Here is a 19099-nt window from a genome sequence, read left to right as displayed (position 1 = left end):
TAAACGGCCACTTTTGGAGAAAATATGTCGACCTCGCCAAGCACATCGCTGTCACAGCAATCTTTAGCACAACAATCATTGACGCCAGAAATGGCGTCACGCTTTGCCTCACTGGCGCTGAATCATTTGACCCGTGAGTATCCGAACAAATTGACCCACGCGCTGGCCGGTCCAGAAGACGTGCAGAGTCCGCGTGCGCTGCACCCGATTTTCTACGGCAGCTATGATTGGCACTCTTGCGTCCACGGCTATTGGCTGCTGCTGCGCCTGCTCGATAAATTCCCACAACTGCCTGAAGCTGAAGCGATTATTTCCGTCGTCGACCAGCATTTTACCGCCGAAAATGTGGCCGGCGAGATGCACTATTTACAGCAAAAGCAGCACGGCGGATTTGAACGTCCGTATGGCTGGGCATGGTTTTTGGCGCTAGCTCAACAGCTAGAAAACATGCACTTGCCACAGGCTAAAAAGTGGGCGCAAACGCTGTCGCCGATGACGAAATTCTTTGTCGACAGTTTCGGTGAGTTTTTGCCGAAAGCGACTTATCCACTGCGGGTCGGCACCCATTTCAATACGTCGTTTGCTTTGGCGCTTACGCTGGATTACGCCCGCAGCGCGAAAAATTCCCCACTAGCTTCTTTAATTGAAGAGACGGCGCGGCGCTGGCATTGGGATGATGCACACTGTCAGGCGTGGGAACCGGGCGGTGACGAGTTTCTGTCGCCTTCATTAATGGAGGCGGAATTGATGCGCCGCGTGTTGCCGTCGGCGGAGTTTGTCGAGTGGTTTGGGCGTTTTCTTCCTTATCTGGCCGAAGGCAAACCTGAAACGCTGTTTACTCCCGCAACTGTAACCGACAGAACGGACGGTAAAATCGGCCATCTTGACGGCCTGAATTTAAGCCGCGCCTGGTGTCAACGATCGCTCGCGGCCGCGCTGCCAGCCGATGACGCACGCGTGAAACTGTTACGTCTGGCGGCGGAAAAACATCTGCACAGCGCGCTTGACCATCTCGACAGCGACTATGCGGGCGAACACTGGCTGGCGACTTTTGCCCTGCTGGCTCTCGAAGCTTAGCGCTAACTTTGCCGCCGCCTGGCTATTTCCCGAGCTTGCGCGGCGGCATCAACGAATCACACCGCGCACCGATCGTGCGAAAAAATGTTCGAAACACTCAAAGAGCGGATACTCTTTTTGCAGTTGAGCAATCTCCTCCCTCACCACCTCCAGCGCCTCGCCGCAGTGATACATTCGCTGATAAAGCATCCGAATCATTGAGCGCAACACCTGTTCGTCGGCATAACCTGACAGTGCCTGTTCATTAATGCCCACCGGTTTGCAGCGATTACCCTGCACGGCAAAAAATGGCGGAATATCTTGCACCACGCAGGATTGCGGCAAAATGTCGGCGCCTCGGCCGATAATACAAAACTGATGAATTGCCGCCTGCGCGCCGAGTCTGACCTCGTCGTCGACCTCAACGTGCCCGGCAATTATGCCGCAATGGTCGATTCGCACGGAATTGCCAATCACGCAGTCATGGCCAATGTGGACGTTTTCGAGAAACCGATTGTTATCGCCAATCCGCGTCACGCCCGTGCCTTGAACCGTTCCACGATGGAATGTGGCGTATTTGCCGATTCGATTGCCCTGCCCAATCTCAAGTCGTGTCGCTTCGCCCGCGTATTTGAGATCCTGATTAACTTCGCCAAGCGAGCAGAAACTGTCGATGTAATTGTCGCGTCCGATGCGCGTGTGGCCGTTAACTACCGAGTGAGAGACAATAATTGTGCCCTCGCCAATCTCGACGTTTCCTTCGATAACACAAAATGGACCAATCTGTACATTGGCACCGATTTTAACACCGGCCTCGATAATGCTGTTTTTCGCAATAACTGCTGAAGGGTGGATCACGTAACCAAATCTCCGGATGCGGCCGTAATTCAGGAAGAATCATCAAGCCCATCCACGTTTGCAGGATGATAGAGAAAAAAGCGCTCCAACCCAGCAGCATTTAATTTATATATTTTTTGAACCTTAAAGCAGAATGTCACTCGCTCGATAAATTCTAACGCTTTGTTAACGTTTCACGGATTATTGAATCAAATAAAAAATTTCAACAGCACGCAGCGTACGTGATGAATTCGTTTTAAAAATTGAAAAACAGCCAATTAATCCTTACTGATGAATTAATGAGGCTAGGATTTTTAGTATCGACAATTCCCTACCCTTCTCACCCATTGATTTCGCTAGCAATAATCTTCACAGTGAAAACCCCACACTCTCTAGGTAACACATTCACTAGGCAAAAAATCCACCAGCAGAAAGTTTCATGGATTTATTATCCTTTAAATTCAGATAGATAAAATTAGTTAATTACTTAGATCTTAACTTCCATCGCAATATGGATTTATTAGCCAGCGCTAGAAAGTAAAAATATAAAAAATCCAAAAATAAAACTTTAAATAACCTTAGCCGATCTTTAAATCCATAGCCTCCTAACTGACTCAACTATTCCTCACTATTACAGCGCGTTAACGAAACTTAATGAGCAACGTAATTTATCTCGCACGAAAACTAATCTTGCGCGAGATTAATTAAATAATAAAATCTCGTTTTATTAGATTACTTTTCTCTTGTGGAAATTAAGAATAAAGCTATATCTTTCTTACCCTCATTATTTTTTTCGGACTTAGCTTATGCCAACTGCAAAAAAGATGACTGTGGTGCAACTGACCATGTTAACAGCGGTAAATATGTTAGGGTCGGGCATCGTTTTATTGCCGACAAAACTTGCCGAGGTTGGAGCAATTTCGATTTTATCGTGGCTTATTACCGCTACCGGTTCATTAGCGCTGGCGTATGCTTTTGCCCGCTGCGGCATGCTCAGCCGTAAAACGGGCGGAATGGGTGGTTATGCCGAATATACGTTCGGTAAGGGTGGGAATTATATTACCAATTACACCTATGGCATCTCATTGCTCATTGCCAACGTTGCTATCAGCATCACCGCCGTGGGTTATATTGAAGAGCTGTTTCACATTCACCTGAGTTCGCTGCAAATAGGCTTGGCAACGATTGCCCTATTATGGATAACCACCTTCGCCAATTTTGGCGGGGCAAGTATCACGGGAAAAATCGGTGCCGTAACCGTCTGGGGCGTTATTGCGCCCGTGGTTATCGTCTCGACGCTTGGCTGGTTTTGGTTCGACAGCAGCATTTACGCCGCCGGGTGGAATCCTCATAACAAAGGATGGATGGAAGCCGCTGGTGCGTCGGTCGCAATCACGCTGTGGGCATTTCTAGGGTTAGAATCGGCCTGCGCCAATACCGATGCTGTTGAAAATCCAGAAAAAAACGTGCCTATCGCCGTGCTCGGAGGCACGTTGGGTGCGGCGGTAATTTATATTGTTTCAACCAATGTGATCGCCGGAATCGTTGCTAATCCCGAGCTCGCCGCCTCAACCGCGCCTTTTGGTCTGGTTTTCGCCAAGATGTTTTCCCCACTGGTCGGCGATGGTGTTATGGCATTAATGATTATTGCCTGCGTCGGCTCGCTATTAGGCTGGCAATTTACTATCGCCCAAGTCTTTAAAAGCTCCGCCGACACAGGCTATTTCGTTCCTATTTTTGCCAAAACCAACAAGTCAGGCACGCCTATTGTCGGCATGCTGGTTCTTTTGGCCGGACAAACGCTTATTGGCCTGTTAACGATAAGTCCAGACCTCAGTAAACAGTTCGATACCTTGGTCAATCTCGCCGTCGTCACCAATTTGGTGCCTTATATTCTGTCGATGGCCGCTTTGATGACGATACAGAAGATCTCCCATGTTCCGCCCACTAAAGCTTTAATCAGCAATATTATTGCCTGGGTTGCGGCAGCCTATAGTTATTTGGCGCTGTACAGTTCGGGCGAGCAGGCGCTAATGCTTGGTGGGGTCGCAACTATATTTGGCTATACCCTTTTCGGCTTTGTGAATAATCGGCTTATTCGCCTCGAAGAACACAATAATAGCGTGCCCGTGCAGACCATGAGTGCCCAGCACTTATCCGCAGCGCCAATCCCGGTGAATTCTCTGCCAAACCCTTTGCCAAAAAAACCTTTACCAACAAACTCTCAGCCACTAAGCAGTTCAACTAAAAATAAGAGGTCTTAATATGACGGCGACAAGACAACCGCTCGGCATGCTGGCGCTACTTATTAGCAGTTCGCCGGATAAACATACGGTGCTAGGACGCGGCTTAACCCAGCTTATTGATGATATCGAAGCTCGCCTTATTACCGTGACCATCGCCGAAACGTTAGGCGATGCGTCGTCTATTCTGCATGCCGATCCGGCTATTCAGTGCGTATTATTGAGCTGGGAGTTAGACAGCAGCGAAGAACACGAAGAGTGCATCAAACTGCTCACCGATTTAAGAAAACGTAATACGCGCCTGCCTGTTTTTCTTATCAGCGATCGCGCCACGGCTTCGACTATTCCATTGATTGTTATGCAAAATGCCGATGATTTTATCTGGTTACCGGAAGATACCAGCCGTTTTATCAGCGGGCGAATTCTCGCCGCCATCGAGCGTTATCGTCAGGCCGTACTGCCGCCGATGCTGGGCGCGCTGCTAAAATTTGCGCGTTCCTATGAATATTCATGGCACACGCCGGGGCACGCGGGTGGAACCGCTTTCTTAAAAAGCACGGCGGGCAGAGCGTTTTACGCCTTCTTTGGCGAAAATCTTTTCCGTTCAGATCTCTCGATTTCCGTGGGCGAACTCGGTTCATTACTGGATCACAGCGGGCCTATCGGACAGGGAGAACGCTACGCCGCCAAGGTTTTCGGCGCGCATCGCACCTATTACGTGACCAACGGTTCGTCGACGTCAAACCGCGTCATCTTGATGGCGAGCGTAACCCGAAATCAGATTGCGCTTTGCGACCGTAACTGCCACAAGTCGGCTGAACACGCCATGACGCTTTCCGGTGCTATCCCGACTTATCTGGTGCCAACGCGTAACCGTTTCGGCATTATTGGCCCTATTCTTCCTGAAACACTGCGCCCAGAGAGCATAAAAGCCGCCATCGCCAATAATCCACTGGTAAAAGCTGGCATCGACGCGACGCCAATTCACGCCATTATCACCAACTCCACCTATGATGGCCTGACCTATAATGTGACCCGCGTGGAAGAGTTGCTGGGCCAAAGTGTCGACCGATTACATTTCGATGAAGCCTGGTACGGCTATGCGCGGTTTAATCCAATTTATCGTGACCGCTTTGCCATGCACGGTAATCCAAAAGATCATGATCCGACCGGCCCGACCGTTTTTGCGACGCAGTCGACGCACAAGCTGCTGGCTGCGCTTTCCCAAGCCTCAATGATTCACGTGCGCGACGGACGAAACCCTATTCCGCACGATCGTTTTAACGAATCCTTTATGATGCACGCCTCAACGTCGCCCAACTACGCGATTATGGCCTCGTGCGATGTCAGTTCGGCGATGATGGAGTCGCCCAGCGGCGAGATTCTGACGACAGAATCCATTGAAGAAGCCGTCTCTTTCCGTCAGGTAATATCGCGGATGCACAGCGATATGTCAGCCAAAGGGGACTGGTTCTTTTCCTGCTGGCAGCCACCTGTTATTCATATTAATCAGCACAATATCCCTTTCCACGACGTTAACCCGCTCACACTTAAAACGGATCCTGCCTGTTGGGTGCTGCGTCCCGATGCCGTTTGGCACGGTTTTGGTGCTATTGAAGACGATTACTGCATGCTTGATCCGATAAAAGTTTCCGTCTTAACCCCGGGCATGGGCGAAGATGGCGAGCTGCTGGAGTTCGGCATTCCAGCCTGCGTCTTGAGCGCCTATCTCGGGAGGCAGGGCATTGTGGTAGAGAAAACCACCGATTTTACGATTTTGTTCCTGTTTTCGATCGGTATTACCAAAGGAAAATGGGGCACGCTGGTCAACGCATTGCTGGATTTCAAACGCGATTTCGATGCCAATCTGGAGCTGGAAATGTGCCTGCCCGATTTAGTGGCGGCCAACGCGCAGCGCTATGGTGATTTGGGTCTTAAAGACCTGACCGAACAGATCTTCGATGCGATGAAAATTAATAAAACGACATCAATCATGGCCAAGGCGTTTGGCATGTTGCCCGAGGCCATTTTTAGTCCGGTTGAAGCGTACGAAAAGTTGGTGAGAAACGAGGTTGAACGGATCCCGTTGGCAGAAGCCGCCGGACGCATCGTCGCCACCGGTATCGTCCCTTATCCGCCCGGCATTCCTTTATTAATGCCCGGCGAAAATACTGGTGAAGCCGATGGCCCACTTTTGGCTTATCTCAAAGCGCTGGAAAAATTCGATAGCGCGTTCCCCGGCTTTACCCACGATACGCACGGAATCGAAAATGAAGGCGGCGCGTATCACCTGCTGGTGTTGAAATAACGGCGTGCCTTATAGGACGGTTAACTGATTGAGTAATCATTATAAATATAACCTTAAGGAAACAATATCATGGGTGCTCGCAATGCGTTTTCAAAGTTAAGTGTCGTGTTATTGGTAGGCGTTTTGACTGCCTGCGCGTCGAAAGTCGCCGACAAAAGTCAGTATTCCGGTTTTTTAAACGGCTACAACGATCTTCAGTCGGTGCAAACGGCAAGTGGCGGCCAGACGTTACGCTGGATTTCGCCCGATTTTCATGAGAGCCGCTACAAAAACATCTATCTTGCGCCCGTGGTTTTCTATCCGCGCGCCACGCCCGACAGCCGCGTAAGTGCTGCCACGCTTGAGCAAATCAGACTTTATACCGAGCAACGCCTCAAGGCCGCATTAAGTCAGCGGATGAGCTTAGCTAACCAGCCACAGCGCGACGGATTAATGGTCAAAACGGCCATCACCGCCGTGAGCGCAGCCAATAAAGATATGCAATTTTATGAAGTACTTCCTGTCACCGCCGTTATTGCCGGCGCGATGGCCGCAACCGGACAGCGTAGCCAAAACGCCGTGCTGTACCTTGAAATAGAAGTGATCGATGTTGCGACTAACAAACCAGTGATTAAAGTCGTCAGAAAAGGCGCCGGTAAAAGAGTGGCCAACAGCAGCGCGCCAATCACCACGGCGGATGTAAAAGGCGCGATTGATGACATGGTCAAAGATGTCGCGAGCTTCCCTCGGCAATAACATGCCGTAAACATAAAGTCATGCAGCCAGTTAACAAGGGCCATTCCCTCACAGGATGGTCCTTGTTGTTGTTGAAGAGTGTTATTAAAGATTGTTATTGAAAGGTTTTCGGCGGCTTAAGCTTATTTTAATCTTCAGACTTCAGGATAGCGGCATTCGTCTGCACGCCAACGCGCGCGGCCGCGTTGTTTGGGCCTATTGCCCGCCGGATCCTGGAGCCTGCCTTGCGTACCCTTGTTCAAAAACTCAGCCTGCCCAATGTAAGCTATTTCAAACTCACTTTAATGTTGAGTCTCTATTTCACCTTCGTGGTTAACCTGCCGATTTTGCTGCATTTTTATCAGATTCTGCACGCCCTGTCGGCGTTTAAAATCGGCTTTGCGCTCTCTATTCCCCTGGTGCTTTTCGCTGCGCTGAATTTTGTTTTTACGCCTTTTACCTTCAAGCCGGTTTTCAAACCGCTGTTCTTTATCTTACTGCTGGTGAGCTGTATTGCCGCTTACGCGCAATTGGTCTTTCATGTGATTTTCGATCGCGGAATGATTCAGAACATTGCGGAAACGCAGGAAAGCGAAGCGTCCTCTTATTTAAACGCTTCCGTCATTCTGTGGTGTGTCATAACCGGTCTTTTACCCGCGCTGCTGCTCTTGAAAATTCGGGTGGTTTATCACCATTCGGCGATGAAACGCCTGGGGGTTCGGCTGTTGTCGATGATACTTTCTCTCGCGCTGATTGGCGGTGTCGCCGCGCTTTATTACAAGGATTACGCCTCGGTAGGCCGTAATAATCGCACGCTAAATCTCGAGATCTTGCCGACCAACTATCTTTACAGCAGTTTCCAGTTTCTGAATCACACCTATTTCACCAAGCCTTTGGCCTATGAAAAGGTGGGTACCGATGCAAAATTAGTCGCGGCAGCGGGCCAAAAACCGACGTTAATGATGCTGGTTATTGGCGAAACGGGCCGTGCTCAGAATCAATCGTTTAATGGCTATGAACAACCGACCAACAGCTTTACCCAGCAAATTCCGGGCATGGTGTTCTTTAATCATATGACCTCGTGCGGCACGGCGACGGCAGTGTCCGTGCCCTGCATGTTCTCGGACATGAAACGGGTCGATTTTAATAACGAACGTGCTCACCGCAGCGACAGCTTCCTCGATATATTACAGCGCGCTGGCGTATCGGTTTATTGGAAAGACAATGACGAAGGCTGCAAAGGCGTGTGCGATCGCGTGCCTAATGTCACGATTAGCGCCAAGAAAGACGGCAAGTTTTGCGATGGCGACACCTGCTATGACGAGGCGCTGCTGCAAAATATCGACGATAAGTTAGTCGACGATGGCAAGAACAAACTGCTGGCGTTTCATTTGATAGGCAGTCACGGGCCGGCCTATTATCGTCGTTATCCAGAAAGTTTCCGTTTCTTTAAACCCGACTGCGAACGGAGTGATATCGAAAATTGCAGCCATCAACAGCTGGTCAATACCTATGACAATACCGTGCGCTATACCGATTACGTGCTGAGTCAGGTGGTCGACAAGGCGAAACAGTATGAAGATAAATATAACGTGGTGATGATTTATCTCTCGGATCACGGAGAATCGCTCGGCGAAGATGGGCTCTATTTGCACGGCACGCCTTACCGCGTCGCCCCTCCGCAGCAAACTCACGTGCCGATGATGTTCTGGCTTTCACCGCAATACGCTGCTGCGCAGGGTATTTCCGTCAGCTGTTTGCAGGCCGCCGCTGCGAAAAATGACTATTCACAAGACAACCTTTTTCACACCGTGCTGGATGCCATGGATGTGAAAACCTCGGCCATTGACCCCACGCTCGATATCTTTAAAAGTTGCAGAAAAGCGAGTTGACCAGACGGGGCTTTCGACATAAATTGTTACTTAAGCCCCTGATTCTCCGCACTATAACCTCATCACATTGCCCTTCAATGTCCTACTTTTAAATTCGCGACATTTTTGAATACATCCGGGATTTCAGGACAAAAGGAGAGTCTATGAGCAGCTTTGATAAAGAAGATTTAAGCGGTTTTGTGGGTAAACACGTGGTTTACACCTACGATAATGGCTGGAATTACGAGATTTATGTAAAAAATGCCAGCACGCTCGATTACCGCATTCATAGCGGCATCGTTGGCAATCGCTGGGTTAAAGGCCAGCACGCCTATATTGTGCGGGTCGCGAAAGAGGTCTACAAAATTTCGTGGACCGAACCCACCGGCACCGACGTCAGCCTGATTGTCAATTTGGCCGATAAAGTCTTCCACGGCACTATTTTCTTCCCGCGTTGGGTGATTAATCATCCAGAAAGAACCGTCTGTTTCCAAAACGAGCACATTCCACAGATGGAAGCCTACCGCGATGCAGGTCCGGCCTATCCTACCGAAGTGATTGACGAGTTCGCGACCATTACCTTTGTTCGCGATTGTGGTGCAGACAATGAAGAAGTGATTAACTGCGCCGCCAGCGAATTACCGAGTAATTTCCCCTACAATTTACGCTAACGTCTTTTGCGCTAACGTATTGCGCGCCAACGCATTGAAAGAAGATTTTTGTTTCGTTTATCAGGGTTTTCATATGAAAACCATTTTGCCCCGCCGCAATCAACCGGCGGGGTTTTAAACATCATTTATAGACCTAATATTTATAAACCATAGATTTATAGACCTTAGATTTACAGACCTTAGCGTAAGGTTTTAAACAGCGCCTGGTTGAATTTCTCCGGCTCTTCCATCTGTGGCGCATGGCCCAACCCTTTGAATTCAATCAGCTTAGCGTGTGGAATAAGCTTCGCCGCCTGTTTGCCCAACACATTGTAATGCCCCAATTTCGCCTTGACCGCAGGCGGCGCAATATCACTGCCGATGGCCGTAGTATCAGAGGTGCCAATCATCAGCGTGGTCGGCACGCGCAGGTCTTTCAACTCGTAAAACACCGGCTGAGTGAAGATCATGTCGTAAATCAGCGCCGAGTTCCACGCCACCAGCTTGTGCCCCGGCCCGTTGTTTAATCCAGCCAGCATATCAACCCAACGATCGTATTCCGGTTTCCATTTCCCGACGTAATAGGTTTTTAATTCGTAATCGTGAATGCTTTTGGCAGAAAGTTTAAGCTCGCGGTCATACCATTGGTCGACGGTACGATACGGCGCGCCTTTGGCCTTCCAGTCTTCCAGCCCGATCGGGTTAACCAATACCAGTTTCGACACTTGCTGCGGATACATCAGCGCGTAACGCGTCGCCAGCATGCCGCCGGTCGAGTGCCCTACAATAACGGCCTTATCAATTTTAAGATTTTTAAGTAAATCGTTGGTGTTGCTGGCTAACTGCTGGAAAGTGTATTGATAATGCTCAGGTTTTGTAGAAGTACAGAAGCCAATCTGATCCGGCGCAACAACGCGATAACCCTGCCCCAACAGCCCTTTTATGGTGTCGCCCCACGTCGCGGCGCAGAAGTTTTTGCCGTGCATCAGCACCACGGTTTGGCTATTCTTTTTGCCCTGTGGTTGCACGTCGATGTAACCCATTTGCATCGCCACGCCCTGAGAATTAAAGGCAAAATGCTGAAGCGGATAAGGATAATCAAAGCCTTGCAGCTGAGGACCATAAGAAGGCGCATCGGCAGCCATCGCCGCACCAGACGTTAGCATTAATGCCAAAGCGGAAGAGGTAAACCATTGTTTAATTGTAAAGCGCATCGATAATCCCCGAAAAAATCGCCGACTTTCTGGCTGTTACTAACGTCTTGAAAAGTTAACAACGGCTAAAAGCATCTATTTATGGCAAAAAAGCTCTTTATGGCATTAAGCCCATGGCAAAAAAGCATAGTAAAAGCTTTGCTCAATCCTGTGTATCAAAAACGGTGACAATTTGTATATTCTTGAAGCAGTCATGGCGCATAGTGCGTCAGATTTTTTAGCAACGCTGTTGCCTAAGGTCAGGAATAAAAGATTAACGTGAGCTACGTTTGATATGGGGGCAACATCTGTAGCAAAAGCTTTTGAGACTGATACCCTACCTCGGAATTTTAGGCGACTGAATTTCATAACTTCATGAATGTTCTCACCTTGCGAGCAAAAAGATGATCAAGTGGCCGTGGAAAAGCAACCAACTTATTTTCGATAAAAGCGCAGTCTGGCAACAGGCGCTGGCCGTCCCGCTTTTTTCCAATCTTAACGATCACGAACAGCAGCGTTTAATTCACGTCGCCGGACAACTTTTGCAGGCCAAACGCCTACAGCTGCTTCAAGGTCTTGAACTCGATGAAACCATGCAGGCGCGGATTGCGCTGATTTTTGCCCTGCCAGTGATGGAGCTTGGCGTTGACTGGCTCGACGGTTTCCATGAAATCCTGCTTTATCCGACGCCTTTTATTGTCGATACGCCGTGGCAGGACGATAACGGTCTGGTGCATTCCGGCTCGCAGGTGCAGTCCGGGCAAAGCTGGGATCAGGGACCGATCGTCCTTAACTGGCTCGACGTGCAGGACTCTTTCGATAATTCCGGTTTTAATCTGATTATTCATGAAGCTGCGCACAAGCTAGATGTGCGCAATGGCGGCGAAGCCACCGGAATTCCGCCGATCCCGTTGCGCGAAGTGGCCGCGTGGGAGCATGATTTGCACGCCGCGATGGACAATCTGCAAGATGAAATCGACATGGTCGGCGAAGAAGCCGCCAGCATGGACGCCTATGCCGCCACCGATCCGGCAGAGTGTTTCGCCGTGCTTTCTGAATACTTTTTCTCTGCGCCCGAGCTTTTGTCGGAACGTTTCCCCTTAGTTTACGGACATTTCAGCCGCTTTTATCGTCAGGACCCCTTATTGCGCCATCATCGGGGTGAACATCCGGCGTGTTAATATTTTGCTTTTACGGGCAAACTTTGGCTAAAAAACGTCAGAATTCAACGTTTTTGTTCAGTTACCGAGCAGTCAGACGCTGGTGCGTAATTTAGCGTTGACACCTCCGCCCCCTCTGGATATTATGCGCCCCGTTCAGACAATTCCTCTGTAGTTCAGTCGGTAGAACGGCGGACTGTTAATCCGTATGTCACTGGTTCAAGTCCAGTCAGGGGAGCCAAATTAGAGAAGCCCGCATCAGGAAACTGACGCGGGCTTTTTGTTTTCTAGATTTCAGTCTTTCAGTCTTTCAAGTTTTAACCTGCCAACGTTTAAACCTAGCTTCCTAAAAATCTGTGGCTTTTATCCTGCACCTGTCCGCGCTCTTGTTCAGCCCAAAGACTGGCTTAGCACAAGACTGGCAGCAAACTACGTTAGATTGCTCGTCGACGAGCGAGGTAAATCCGCGGTTCTTTACTCGGCTCTAACGACATCTTCTGCGCCCCGCCCTCAACTATCTCTAAACCAACCTGCTGCAAACGGGTCTGCCACGACAAATTCGGCGTGTCTGCATGATCTTCACTCACGGCATGCTGTAACAGGCAGGTCGCCGTGAGCCACGTTAAATTCTGCTCGGGTTCAGCCTCAAAAATCAATAATGTACTTGCTGGCGTAAGTCTTGAGAAAATCAGCGTTTCCGCCTGTTGCGGCATCTGAATCACCTGGCTAACAACCTCGCTGGTGACCCACAATCCGTCGGCAAACACTTCTCCCACACAGGCTTCTCCCACCAATCCGCCGTTGAGAAAGTGATGAAAACGGTGTCTGCCGTCATCAATCCGCTGTTCGAGCTGCATTTCATTGGGGGCGCAGTCGCTGAGCAGCCAGTCGTCGTCATTGAGTTCCAACAGTCCCTCTTCGTGAAGGATGTGGTGCCAACGGGCGATTAGCGGCGCAAAACGCCTGTCGATGCGCAGAGTTTGCATGACGTGATCGATTTGCCAGACTTCCTGCTGAGGGATTTCAAGCCGATGCAGGATTTGCAGCATAATTAGGGGAGCGAGGGTTTCGGCCTCACTTTTTAGGGCGCCAAGCGCAGGGGAGATTAGGTTCATCATAAACCTTGTATGTTTTTTTAAATGATAATAATTGGCATTATCAATAACAGAGATGGTTTTAGATTTCAAATCTAAAGGCAAATTTTTAAGTTCAATTTTAACTTTAACTTCAAGTTCAAGTTCAGCTTCAAGTTCAACTTCAAGTTCAACTTCAAGTTCAACTTCAACTGCATGCGCTTGTTGAGGCTTAACCGAGCCTGGGCGGTTTTAAATTCAACTGCATGCGCTTCGCTTACTGCGCGGCGGCGCAGACCGCCTCAAGGATGTTCCTAAGCGAACACCCTTGAGAATCCCGCGCTTTTTTTCCATAGGTGCAACATGAGGACTAAATCCGTAGATCTTTCCAGTGACCACAGCGCGTGGCGTAGGTCGCGGCGCTTCGCGCTCCCGTCACTTCCCTCAGAAGCCAAAAACGTCTTCTTCACTCCGCGCCGCGCCACCCTGATACCGCCAATTACAGCATTTAAAGCAAGGGCGGATACTTTGCTGCGGTCAAAGGCCGATCCTTCAACCTAGAATTTATTGTTTGAGTAATCGGCCTTTGACCGCCTAAAAGTATCCGTTTTTCTTTTGAGGCTGTGATTGGCGGTATCAGGGCGGCGCTGAGTGGAGTGATTTGAGACGTGTTTGGCTCAAATCCGTAATGAAGGAATGGCGAAGCCGCGCGACCAACGCCACTCACCAATGTGGCTGAAACGATCTCCCTTTTTAGTCCTCAAGTTGCAGCTGTGGAAAAAAGCTTGGGATTCCAAAGGGGCGAGCGACTGCGCCTCTTTGGGCGGTCTGCGCCGCCGCGCAGTAAGCGAAGCGCATGCAGTTGAATTTAAAAAACCGCCAAGGCTCTGTTAAGCCTCAACAAGCGCAGTAAGCGAAGCGCATGCAGTTGAACTAGACCTTGACCTAGACCTTAAAAAAAACCATTTGAAATTAAAAACCCGATCTCTGTTAAAATCATTTTCCCGATTTTTCCAAAAAATCCCCAAAATGCCTATTTTGACCAACTTTGTCGCCCTGATTACAGGCGCTACCGGCGGTATTGGCCGCCAGCTCGCGCAGCATTTTGCGCAAAAAGGTTATGATTTAATCCTGTTGGGGCGCGACGCCACCAAACTGGACGACTTAGCTAATTCATTGATAGTTAAGCATAACCAGCAGGTAAGAACCCTCGCCGTGGACCTCTGCGACGCGCAAGCGGTTGAAAGCGAAGTCAGCGCACTACTTGCCACACTCCCGCAGCTTGACGTGCTGGTCAACGCCGCCGGCATCTTTCGCCCTGGCTCCAGCCGCGCCACGCTGAGTGATTTTTCCGCCATGCTCGATACCAACGTCACGGCTATCCATCATCTTTGCCAACTGTGCATTCCGGCCCTTTCTCGCGCGGCGCCGGGCCGTATTTTTAACCTCTCCTCCGTGAGTGGTTTACAGCCGTTTGGCGGCATTGCGGGATATGCTGCCAGCAAACATGCGCTGGTGGGTTACAGCCTGTCGTTAAGCCGCGAACTGGCGAAGCAAAATATTCGCGTCACCGTGCTCTGCCCCGACGTTGTCGATACCGACATGGCCCAAGGCTCAGGCTTGGCTCCTCACGAGATGATCGCTACCGAAGATATATGTCGCGCAATAGAATTCATCACCTCATTATCACCCGCAGCAATGGTTGAACAGCTCACTATTGGACGAGTAAGAAAATAAATGGAAATCAGTTTCTACAAAGAAGTCGACAGTACCAATAGCGAAGCAAAACGTTTAGTCGATGGCGGAAAAGCCCCGGGTTTTGCCGTGGTGGCCGAAAGGCAAACTGCCGGGCGCGGCCGATTCGATAGGGTTTGGCAAACGCCAACGGGGAATTTGGCGCTGACGTTTGCCATTACCGCCCCGCTCTCTCGTCCCGATTTGCCTACCCTCGCGTTAATGACCGGCCTCGCGCTGCACGATGTTATCCAGCCGTTATTGGCAACTCGCGCTACCGCCAAAATTAAATGGCCCAACGACCTGCTGATTAATGGTCACAAAGTTTCTGGAACGCTTATCGAGCTGGTCGGAAAAGTTCTTTATATCGGCATTGGTGTTAATCTGGTCAGCCGTCCAGAAAACGTGCCCTACGAAACGTTTTCGCTGGCCCATGAGGTTGATATTTCGCTCGAAGCCTTGGCACAAGCCATTACGGAATGCTGGAGTCGCTATCTGCACCATTGGTTAGAAGCCGGTTTCTTGCCGCTTTGCGACAGTTATAATCAGCATCTGTTTGGCCGTGGCGAGCCGCTGCGAATTTCACTCGACCGCGACCGCCAACAGTGGGCGACGGGTATTTGCAAGGCCGTGACGCCAGAGGGGCATCTTTGCCTCGCCGACCAGAATGGCAAAGTGACGCGCTATAACGCGGGCGATATCGATATTATTCGCACGCTTTGAGCGGCCTTTCCGTTTGGCATGTAATTAATGAGAATGAGTAAATGTTGGAATTAAAAAACGTCTCGCATGCCTTTGGCGAGCGACAGGTTCTTAAAGATATAAGCCTGCAACTCAACGAGAAACGCATCGGTGTTGTAGGCAGTAACGGCTGCGGAAAAAGTACTTTTGCACGCCTGCTCAATGGGTTACTGATCCCCGACAGCGGCGAGGTCATCGTTGATGGCCTTAACACGCGAGATAATGGCAAAGCGGTACGGCGAAAAGTCGGCTTCGTGTTTCAGAATCCCGATAACCAAATCGTCTTTCCGATTGTGGAAGAAGATTTGGCTTTCGGCATGAAAAACCTGCGGCTGCCAAAAGAGGTGATTCGCGAACGAATCGACGCCACCTTAGCGCGTTATGACATGGAATCTTTTAGAGAGCACCCTTCGCATTTGTTGAGCGGCGGACAAAAACAGCTGATGGCGATTTCGGGCGTGTTAGTGATGCAGCCTGATTATATTGTTTTTGACGAGCCGACCACGCTGCTTGATTTACGCAATAAAAAACGTATCGCGCAGGCCATCGACGAGATGGAACAAAAGACGATTGTGATATCTCACGACCTCGAATTCCTGCACGATTTTGAACGCGTATTGGTGTTCGATCAGGGCAAAATCGCTATTGATGATGTGCCATCCGTGGCGCTTCCGGCTTATATACGGATGATGTCATGACCCTGAGCGAATATATTCCGGGCCACTCATTTATTCATAAAACGCCCCCGGGACTCAAGCTGGTAATAATGGCCGTACTCGGCACGCTGCTGTTTGTCTATCCGAATACTATTTTTGCCGCCATAACCTTAGCCGTAGTGGTGGTGCTTTATCCGCTCGCCCGTATTTCCTTTAAAGTGATGCTGGCGCAGCTCAAGCCTATATTTATCATTCTGGTTCTGTTATTTGCCGTGCAGTGGCTGATGGTGGGATGGCAATCTGGATTACTGGTCGTGCTGCGCTTATGTGCCTTAATGCTGGTGGCGTCGTTGATAACGCTCACCACGCGAAGCTCAGATATGATTGACGCGCTTGAAAGAAGGCTGACCTGGTTATATTACCTCGGTATTAATCCGGCCAAAATAAGTCTGGCGCTCTCTCTGGCGCTGCGCTTTATTCCTGTGCTTGCTGCGATCACCCAAGAAGTTCGCGAAGCGCAAAAGGCGCGGGGCTTAAATAACAGTGTGATTGCGGTCGCCATTCCGGTTATTGTACGGACGCTAAAAATGGCCGATAGCATTGCCGCCGCGCTTGAAGCGCGTGCCTATGACCCGCAATCGCCTTATCGCCGTAAAAAATCCGCTAAAAATGAGATGTCAGATGTCGACTAAAGATATTGTTTATATTGCCTTATTTGCCGCTATCACCGCCGCCATGGGGCTGTTTCCAGCTTTTACCTTACCGATTATTGCCGTGCCAATCACTGCACAATCGATGGGGCCAATGTTGGCGGGTGCGATTGCCGGAGCTAAACGTGGCGCGCTGGCGATGGTGCTGTTTGACGTATTAGTGATGGTCGGTTTGCCGCTATTAGCTGGCGGACGCGGCGGCTTAGGCATATTTATGGGGCCAAGCGGCGGCTTTATTTTGGCTTGGCCTATCGCAGCTCTGGTGATTGGTTATCTTTACCAGAAAAATATCCGTTCACTTTCCGTGGTGAAAGAGGCGCTATTTATTACGCTGGGCGGCATCGTTATCATTTACTCTTCCGGTATTCCGTGGATTGCCGCGTTTGCCAAGATAAGCCTGAGTCAGGCGGCAATTGGCGCAATGGGCTTTATTCCGGGCGACATTATTAAAGTGATCCTGACAGTATTAATTGTCAGGCCCGTTCGTAAAGCTTATCCAACGCTCGAAATTCGCAAGCATTAATGTTCTAAAATAATTTATTTGGATCATATTAATAACGCACGGATAAGATAATAAAAAAGCGGCAAGATATTCTTCGCCGCTTTTTTTATCGTTCACACGCTATATTGCTACAGCGTTTCGACCGCTACATTTCAATCAACACTTTGCCTTTCAGTTCACCTGAAAGCGCCGCATCAATCGCGTCGGCAATATTTTCCAGTCGGAACGCCGTCGCAATATCGGTGTGCACAATGCCATCACGAATTAACGCCATGACTTCATCGATTTTCTTCTGCACTACCGGCTTTTCCTGACTGTGGATCCACTGGCGCAAATGGAAATTCATGAAACGAATGTCAGGGCGCGAACGCCAAAACAGAGGCGGCACGGGCTTTCCAGAGAGTAATCCGTAGTGAATAAACTGTCCGTTTGGCACTAAAAGGTCGCCATAAATCAGCGATTCCTCACCGCCGATGCAGTCGAAAATCGCGTCGACGCCGCCGCTGCGCTTCAAACGTTCCAACGCCTGCGGATAGTGCGCGTCGCTGGAGTTCAGCACGCTTTCAACTTGATAATCACTAAACAGCTCGAGATTTTCGGCCTTGCGCACCACGGCGATTGGGGTGAATCCCAACGTATTCGCTATACGAATCAGCATCTTGCCGATAGCCGAGTTGGCCGCGTTAATCAGAATACGTTGCCCCGGTGTAGAGTCCAGCGCTTCGCTTAACATTAGTAGCGCGGTCATCGGGTTAACGTAGCTGTTCACCGCCTGCCGATCGCTGACAAAATCGGGCAGCGTAAAGCACCACTCAGGTTTAGTGTCTTTAAACGTCTGCCAGTTTCCCATGCTGCCGATAGGCAAAACGCGCTGACCCACGGGCAAATTCGCGCCGTCGGGAGCTTGTTCAATCACGCCAACCCCTTCAAATCCGGGCACAAAAGGCACCGAAATACGCGAGCGATAGGCACCGGAAATGGTAATAATGTCGGACGGATTAATCGTGGCATAAACCATTTTTACCCGAGCGTCACCGGCGGCAAGCTCTGGCAGCGGCAACTGTTCGAGCTGCACCACCTCTTTGATGGCGCCGAACTCTCTGACTATTGCTCTGGTGAGCGCTTTATCTTTCATGTAACATTTTCTTCAGAGAAAACCGCTAAGGGGTATGTGTTTTGATGAATAATCATCATGGGATCGACGCGTTTCGAGTGTCAATGCGAGATATTGATCTCAATGGTCACGTGCATAATTCGGTATATCTGGATTATTTTGAAGATGCCGTCGTAAATCAATTACGCGCCAATGAGATGATAGGCTATTTCCGACCGGCAACCTCGGGCGTATCCTATCATGTCAAAAAATGCGAGGCAATATTCCTGCACCCTCTCACGGTTGACGATGTGGTAATTCCCCACGTGTTTATCGAAAAGCTCGGAAATAGCAGTTTAACGTTTACCATTCGGCTGGAAATAGATAAACAATCAGAATTAAAGAGTGAATCTGGAATTAACGACAAACCGTTATTTTGTGCCGAAGGTAAATTGGTTTGGGTCTGCGTCAACATTGACGATAATAAGCCTCGCCCTATTCCACAAGAGACGCGAGAACTGCTCACGGCTAAATTTGCCTTTATCGAGGCGAAATAGT

17 protein-coding genes and 1 tRNA gene are annotated in these 19099 nt (G+C 49.7%); 14 read left to right on the top strand and 4 right to left on the bottom strand.

The window, feature by feature from the left end:
* Window positions 1-24: 24 nt before the first annotated feature.
* Window positions 25-1077 (top strand): DUF2891 domain-containing protein, encoded by a 1053-nt coding sequence (locus tag SC206_RS20170; RefSeq protein ID WP_442976144.1) that lies wholly within the window; start codon window positions 25-27, stop codon window positions 1075-1077.
* Window positions 1078-1125: 48 nt separating this feature from the next.
* On the opposite strand, the gene lpxA is transcribed toward SC206_RS20170, so the two are convergent.
* A complete protein-coding gene (lpxA, locus tag SC206_RS20165) occupies window positions 1126-1914 on the bottom strand; it encodes an acyl-ACP--UDP-N-acetylglucosamine O-acyltransferase (RefSeq protein WP_332740156.1) in 789 nt (262 codons plus the stop codon).
* Between the two features lie 785 nt (window positions 1915-2699).
* Here lpxA and potE point away from each other — a divergent pair.
* The 5 genes from potE (at window position 2700) to SC206_RS20140 (ending at window position 9700) form a co-directional block, all read left to right on the top strand.
* Entirely contained in the window at window positions 2700-4157 is a 1458-nt protein-coding gene (gene potE, locus SC206_RS20160) for a putrescine-ornithine antiporter (protein ID WP_332740154.1), read from the top strand.
* A gap of 1 nt (window position 4158) precedes the next feature.
* Window positions 4159-6444, top strand: coding sequence for an Orn/Lys/Arg decarboxylase N-terminal domain-containing protein (locus SC206_RS20155; RefSeq protein WP_332740152.1), 2286 nt, complete (start codon window positions 4159-4161; stop codon window positions 6442-6444).
* 69 nt (window positions 6445-6513) lie between these two features.
* Window positions 6514-7179, top strand: coding sequence for a DUF3313 domain-containing protein (locus SC206_RS20150; RefSeq protein ID WP_332740150.1), 666 nt, complete (start codon window positions 6514-6516; stop codon window positions 7177-7179).
* A 224-nt stretch (window positions 7180-7403) separates the two neighbouring features.
* A complete protein-coding gene (locus SC206_RS20145; protein ID WP_332740148.1) occupies window positions 7404-9050 on the top strand; it encodes a phosphoethanolamine transferase in 1647 nt (548 codons plus the stop codon).
* 143 nt (window positions 9051-9193) lie between these two features.
* The gene (locus SC206_RS20140; RefSeq protein ID WP_332740146.1) at window positions 9194-9700 is read left to right on the top strand and encodes a phenolic acid decarboxylase; all 507 of its coding nucleotides are present in this window, start codon (window positions 9194-9196) and stop codon (window positions 9698-9700) included.
* A gap of 179 nt (window positions 9701-9879) precedes the next feature.
* Here the strand turns inward: SC206_RS20140 and SC206_RS20135 are convergent, their stop codons facing one another.
* On the bottom strand, window positions 9880-10893 hold the full coding sequence (locus tag SC206_RS20135) for an alpha/beta fold hydrolase (protein ID WP_332740144.1): 1014 nt from the start codon (window positions 10891-10893) through the stop codon (window positions 9880-9882).
* Window positions 10894-11276: 383 nt separating this feature from the next.
* On the opposite strand from SC206_RS20135, the gene mtfA reads away from it, so the two are divergent.
* Window positions 11277-12053, top strand: coding sequence for a DgsA anti-repressor MtfA (gene mtfA, locus SC206_RS20130; protein WP_332740142.1), 777 nt, complete (start codon window positions 11277-11279; stop codon window positions 12051-12053).
* 144 nt (window positions 12054-12197) lie between these two features.
* A tRNA-Asn gene (locus tag SC206_RS20125) sits at window positions 12198-12273 on the top strand.
* Window positions 12274-12466: 193 nt separating this feature from the next.
* On the opposite strand, the gene SC206_RS20120 is transcribed toward SC206_RS20125, so the two are convergent.
* Window positions 12467-13150, bottom strand: coding sequence for a hypothetical protein (locus tag SC206_RS20120; protein WP_332740140.1), 684 nt, complete (start codon window positions 13148-13150; stop codon window positions 12467-12469).
* Window positions 13151-14134: 984 nt separating this feature from the next.
* Here SC206_RS20120 and SC206_RS20115 point away from each other — a divergent pair.
* The 5 genes from SC206_RS20115 to SC206_RS20095 are packed head-to-tail and all read left to right on the top strand — an operon-like array spanning window position 14135 to window position 17469.
* Complete coding sequence (locus SC206_RS20115; RefSeq protein ID WP_332740138.1) at window positions 14135-14842, top strand: SDR family NAD(P)-dependent oxidoreductase; 708 nt, start codon at window positions 14135-14137, stop codon at window positions 14840-14842.
* Window positions 14843-15562 (top strand): biotin--[acetyl-CoA-carboxylase] ligase, encoded by a 720-nt coding sequence (locus SC206_RS20110; protein WP_332740136.1) that lies wholly within the window; start codon window positions 14843-14845, stop codon window positions 15560-15562. It begins immediately after the preceding gene.
* A gap of 41 nt (window positions 15563-15603) precedes the next feature.
* Window positions 15604-16278, top strand: a complete 675-nt coding sequence (locus SC206_RS20105; protein WP_332740134.1) for an energy-coupling factor ABC transporter ATP-binding protein — start codon at window positions 15604-15606, stop codon at window positions 16276-16278.
* Window positions 16275-16928: an energy-coupling factor transporter transmembrane component T family protein gene (locus SC206_RS20100; RefSeq protein ID WP_332740132.1), complete on the top strand. Its 654-nt coding sequence runs from the start codon at window positions 16275-16277 to the stop codon at window positions 16926-16928. The genes SC206_RS20105 and SC206_RS20100 overlap by 4 nt, the downstream gene beginning before the upstream one ends.
* Complete coding sequence (locus SC206_RS20095; protein ID WP_332740130.1) at window positions 16918-17469, top strand: biotin transporter BioY; 552 nt, start codon at window positions 16918-16920, stop codon at window positions 17467-17469. The genes SC206_RS20100 and SC206_RS20095 overlap by 11 nt, the downstream gene beginning before the upstream one ends.
* 124 nt (window positions 17470-17593) lie before the next feature.
* Here the strand turns inward: SC206_RS20095 and SC206_RS20090 are convergent, their stop codons facing one another.
* Window positions 17594-18583: a zinc-dependent alcohol dehydrogenase family protein gene (locus SC206_RS20090; RefSeq protein ID WP_332740128.1), complete on the bottom strand. Its 990-nt coding sequence runs from the start codon at window positions 18581-18583 to the stop codon at window positions 17594-17596.
* Window positions 18584-18627: 44 nt separating this feature from the next.
* Between SC206_RS20090 and SC206_RS20085 the strand changes: the two genes are divergently transcribed.
* Window positions 18628-19098, top strand: coding sequence for an acyl-CoA thioesterase (locus tag SC206_RS20085; protein ID WP_332740352.1), 471 nt, complete (start codon window positions 18628-18630; stop codon window positions 19096-19098).
* Window position 19099 lies beyond the last annotated feature (1 nt).

The organism is Rouxiella sp. T17 (assembly GCF_036663475.1).
In the GTDB taxonomy this organism is placed as follows: Bacteria; Pseudomonadota; Gammaproteobacteria; order Enterobacterales; family Enterobacteriaceae; genus Rouxiella.
This window is presented reverse-complemented; position numbering and strand designations above follow the sequence as displayed.

What these genes read in the sequence shown, in the direction of transcription:
- SC206_RS20155 (WP_332740152.1), top strand. Translation starts at nt 4,159, where the DNA reads ATGACGGCGACAAGACAACCGCTCGGCATGCTGGCGCTACTTATTAGC.
- SC206_RS20090 (WP_332740128.1), bottom strand. Translation starts at nt 18,583, where the DNA reads ATGAAAGATAAAGCGCTCACCAGAGCAATAGTCAGAGAGTTCGGCGCC.
- SC206_RS20115 (WP_332740138.1), top strand. Translation starts at nt 14,135, where the DNA reads ATGCCTATTTTGACCAACTTTGTCGCCCTGATTACAGGCGCTACCGGC.
- SC206_RS20140 (WP_332740146.1), top strand. Translation starts at nt 9,194, where the DNA reads ATGAGCAGCTTTGATAAAGAAGATTTAAGCGGTTTTGTGGGTAAACAC.
- SC206_RS20150 (WP_332740150.1), top strand. Translation starts at nt 6,514, where the DNA reads ATGGGTGCTCGCAATGCGTTTTCAAAGTTAAGTGTCGTGTTATTGGTA.
- SC206_RS20110 (WP_332740136.1), top strand. Translation starts at nt 14,843, where the DNA reads ATGGAAATCAGTTTCTACAAAGAAGTCGACAGTACCAATAGCGAAGCA.
- SC206_RS20095 (WP_332740130.1), top strand. Translation starts at nt 16,918, where the DNA reads ATGTCGACTAAAGATATTGTTTATATTGCCTTATTTGCCGCTATCACC.
- mtfA (WP_332740142.1), top strand. Translation starts at nt 11,277, where the DNA reads ATGATCAAGTGGCCGTGGAAAAGCAACCAACTTATTTTCGATAAAAGC.
- SC206_RS20170 (WP_442976144.1), top strand. Translation starts at nt 25, where the DNA reads ATGTCGACCTCGCCAAGCACATCGCTGTCACAGCAATCTTTAGCACAA.
- SC206_RS20085 (WP_332740352.1), top strand. Translation starts at nt 18,628, where the DNA reads ATGAATAATCATCATGGGATCGACGCGTTTCGAGTGTCAATGCGAGAT.
- SC206_RS20120 (WP_332740140.1), bottom strand. Translation starts at nt 13,150, where the DNA reads ATGATGAACCTAATCTCCCCTGCGCTTGGCGCCCTAAAAAGTGAGGCC.
- SC206_RS20135 (WP_332740144.1), bottom strand. Translation starts at nt 10,893, where the DNA reads ATGCGCTTTACAATTAAACAATGGTTTACCTCTTCCGCTTTGGCATTA.
- potE (WP_332740154.1), top strand. Translation starts at nt 2,700, where the DNA reads ATGCCAACTGCAAAAAAGATGACTGTGGTGCAACTGACCATGTTAACA.
- SC206_RS20100 (WP_332740132.1), top strand. Translation starts at nt 16,275, where the DNA reads ATGACCCTGAGCGAATATATTCCGGGCCACTCATTTATTCATAAAACG.
- SC206_RS20105 (WP_332740134.1), top strand. Translation starts at nt 15,604, where the DNA reads ATGTTGGAATTAAAAAACGTCTCGCATGCCTTTGGCGAGCGACAGGTT.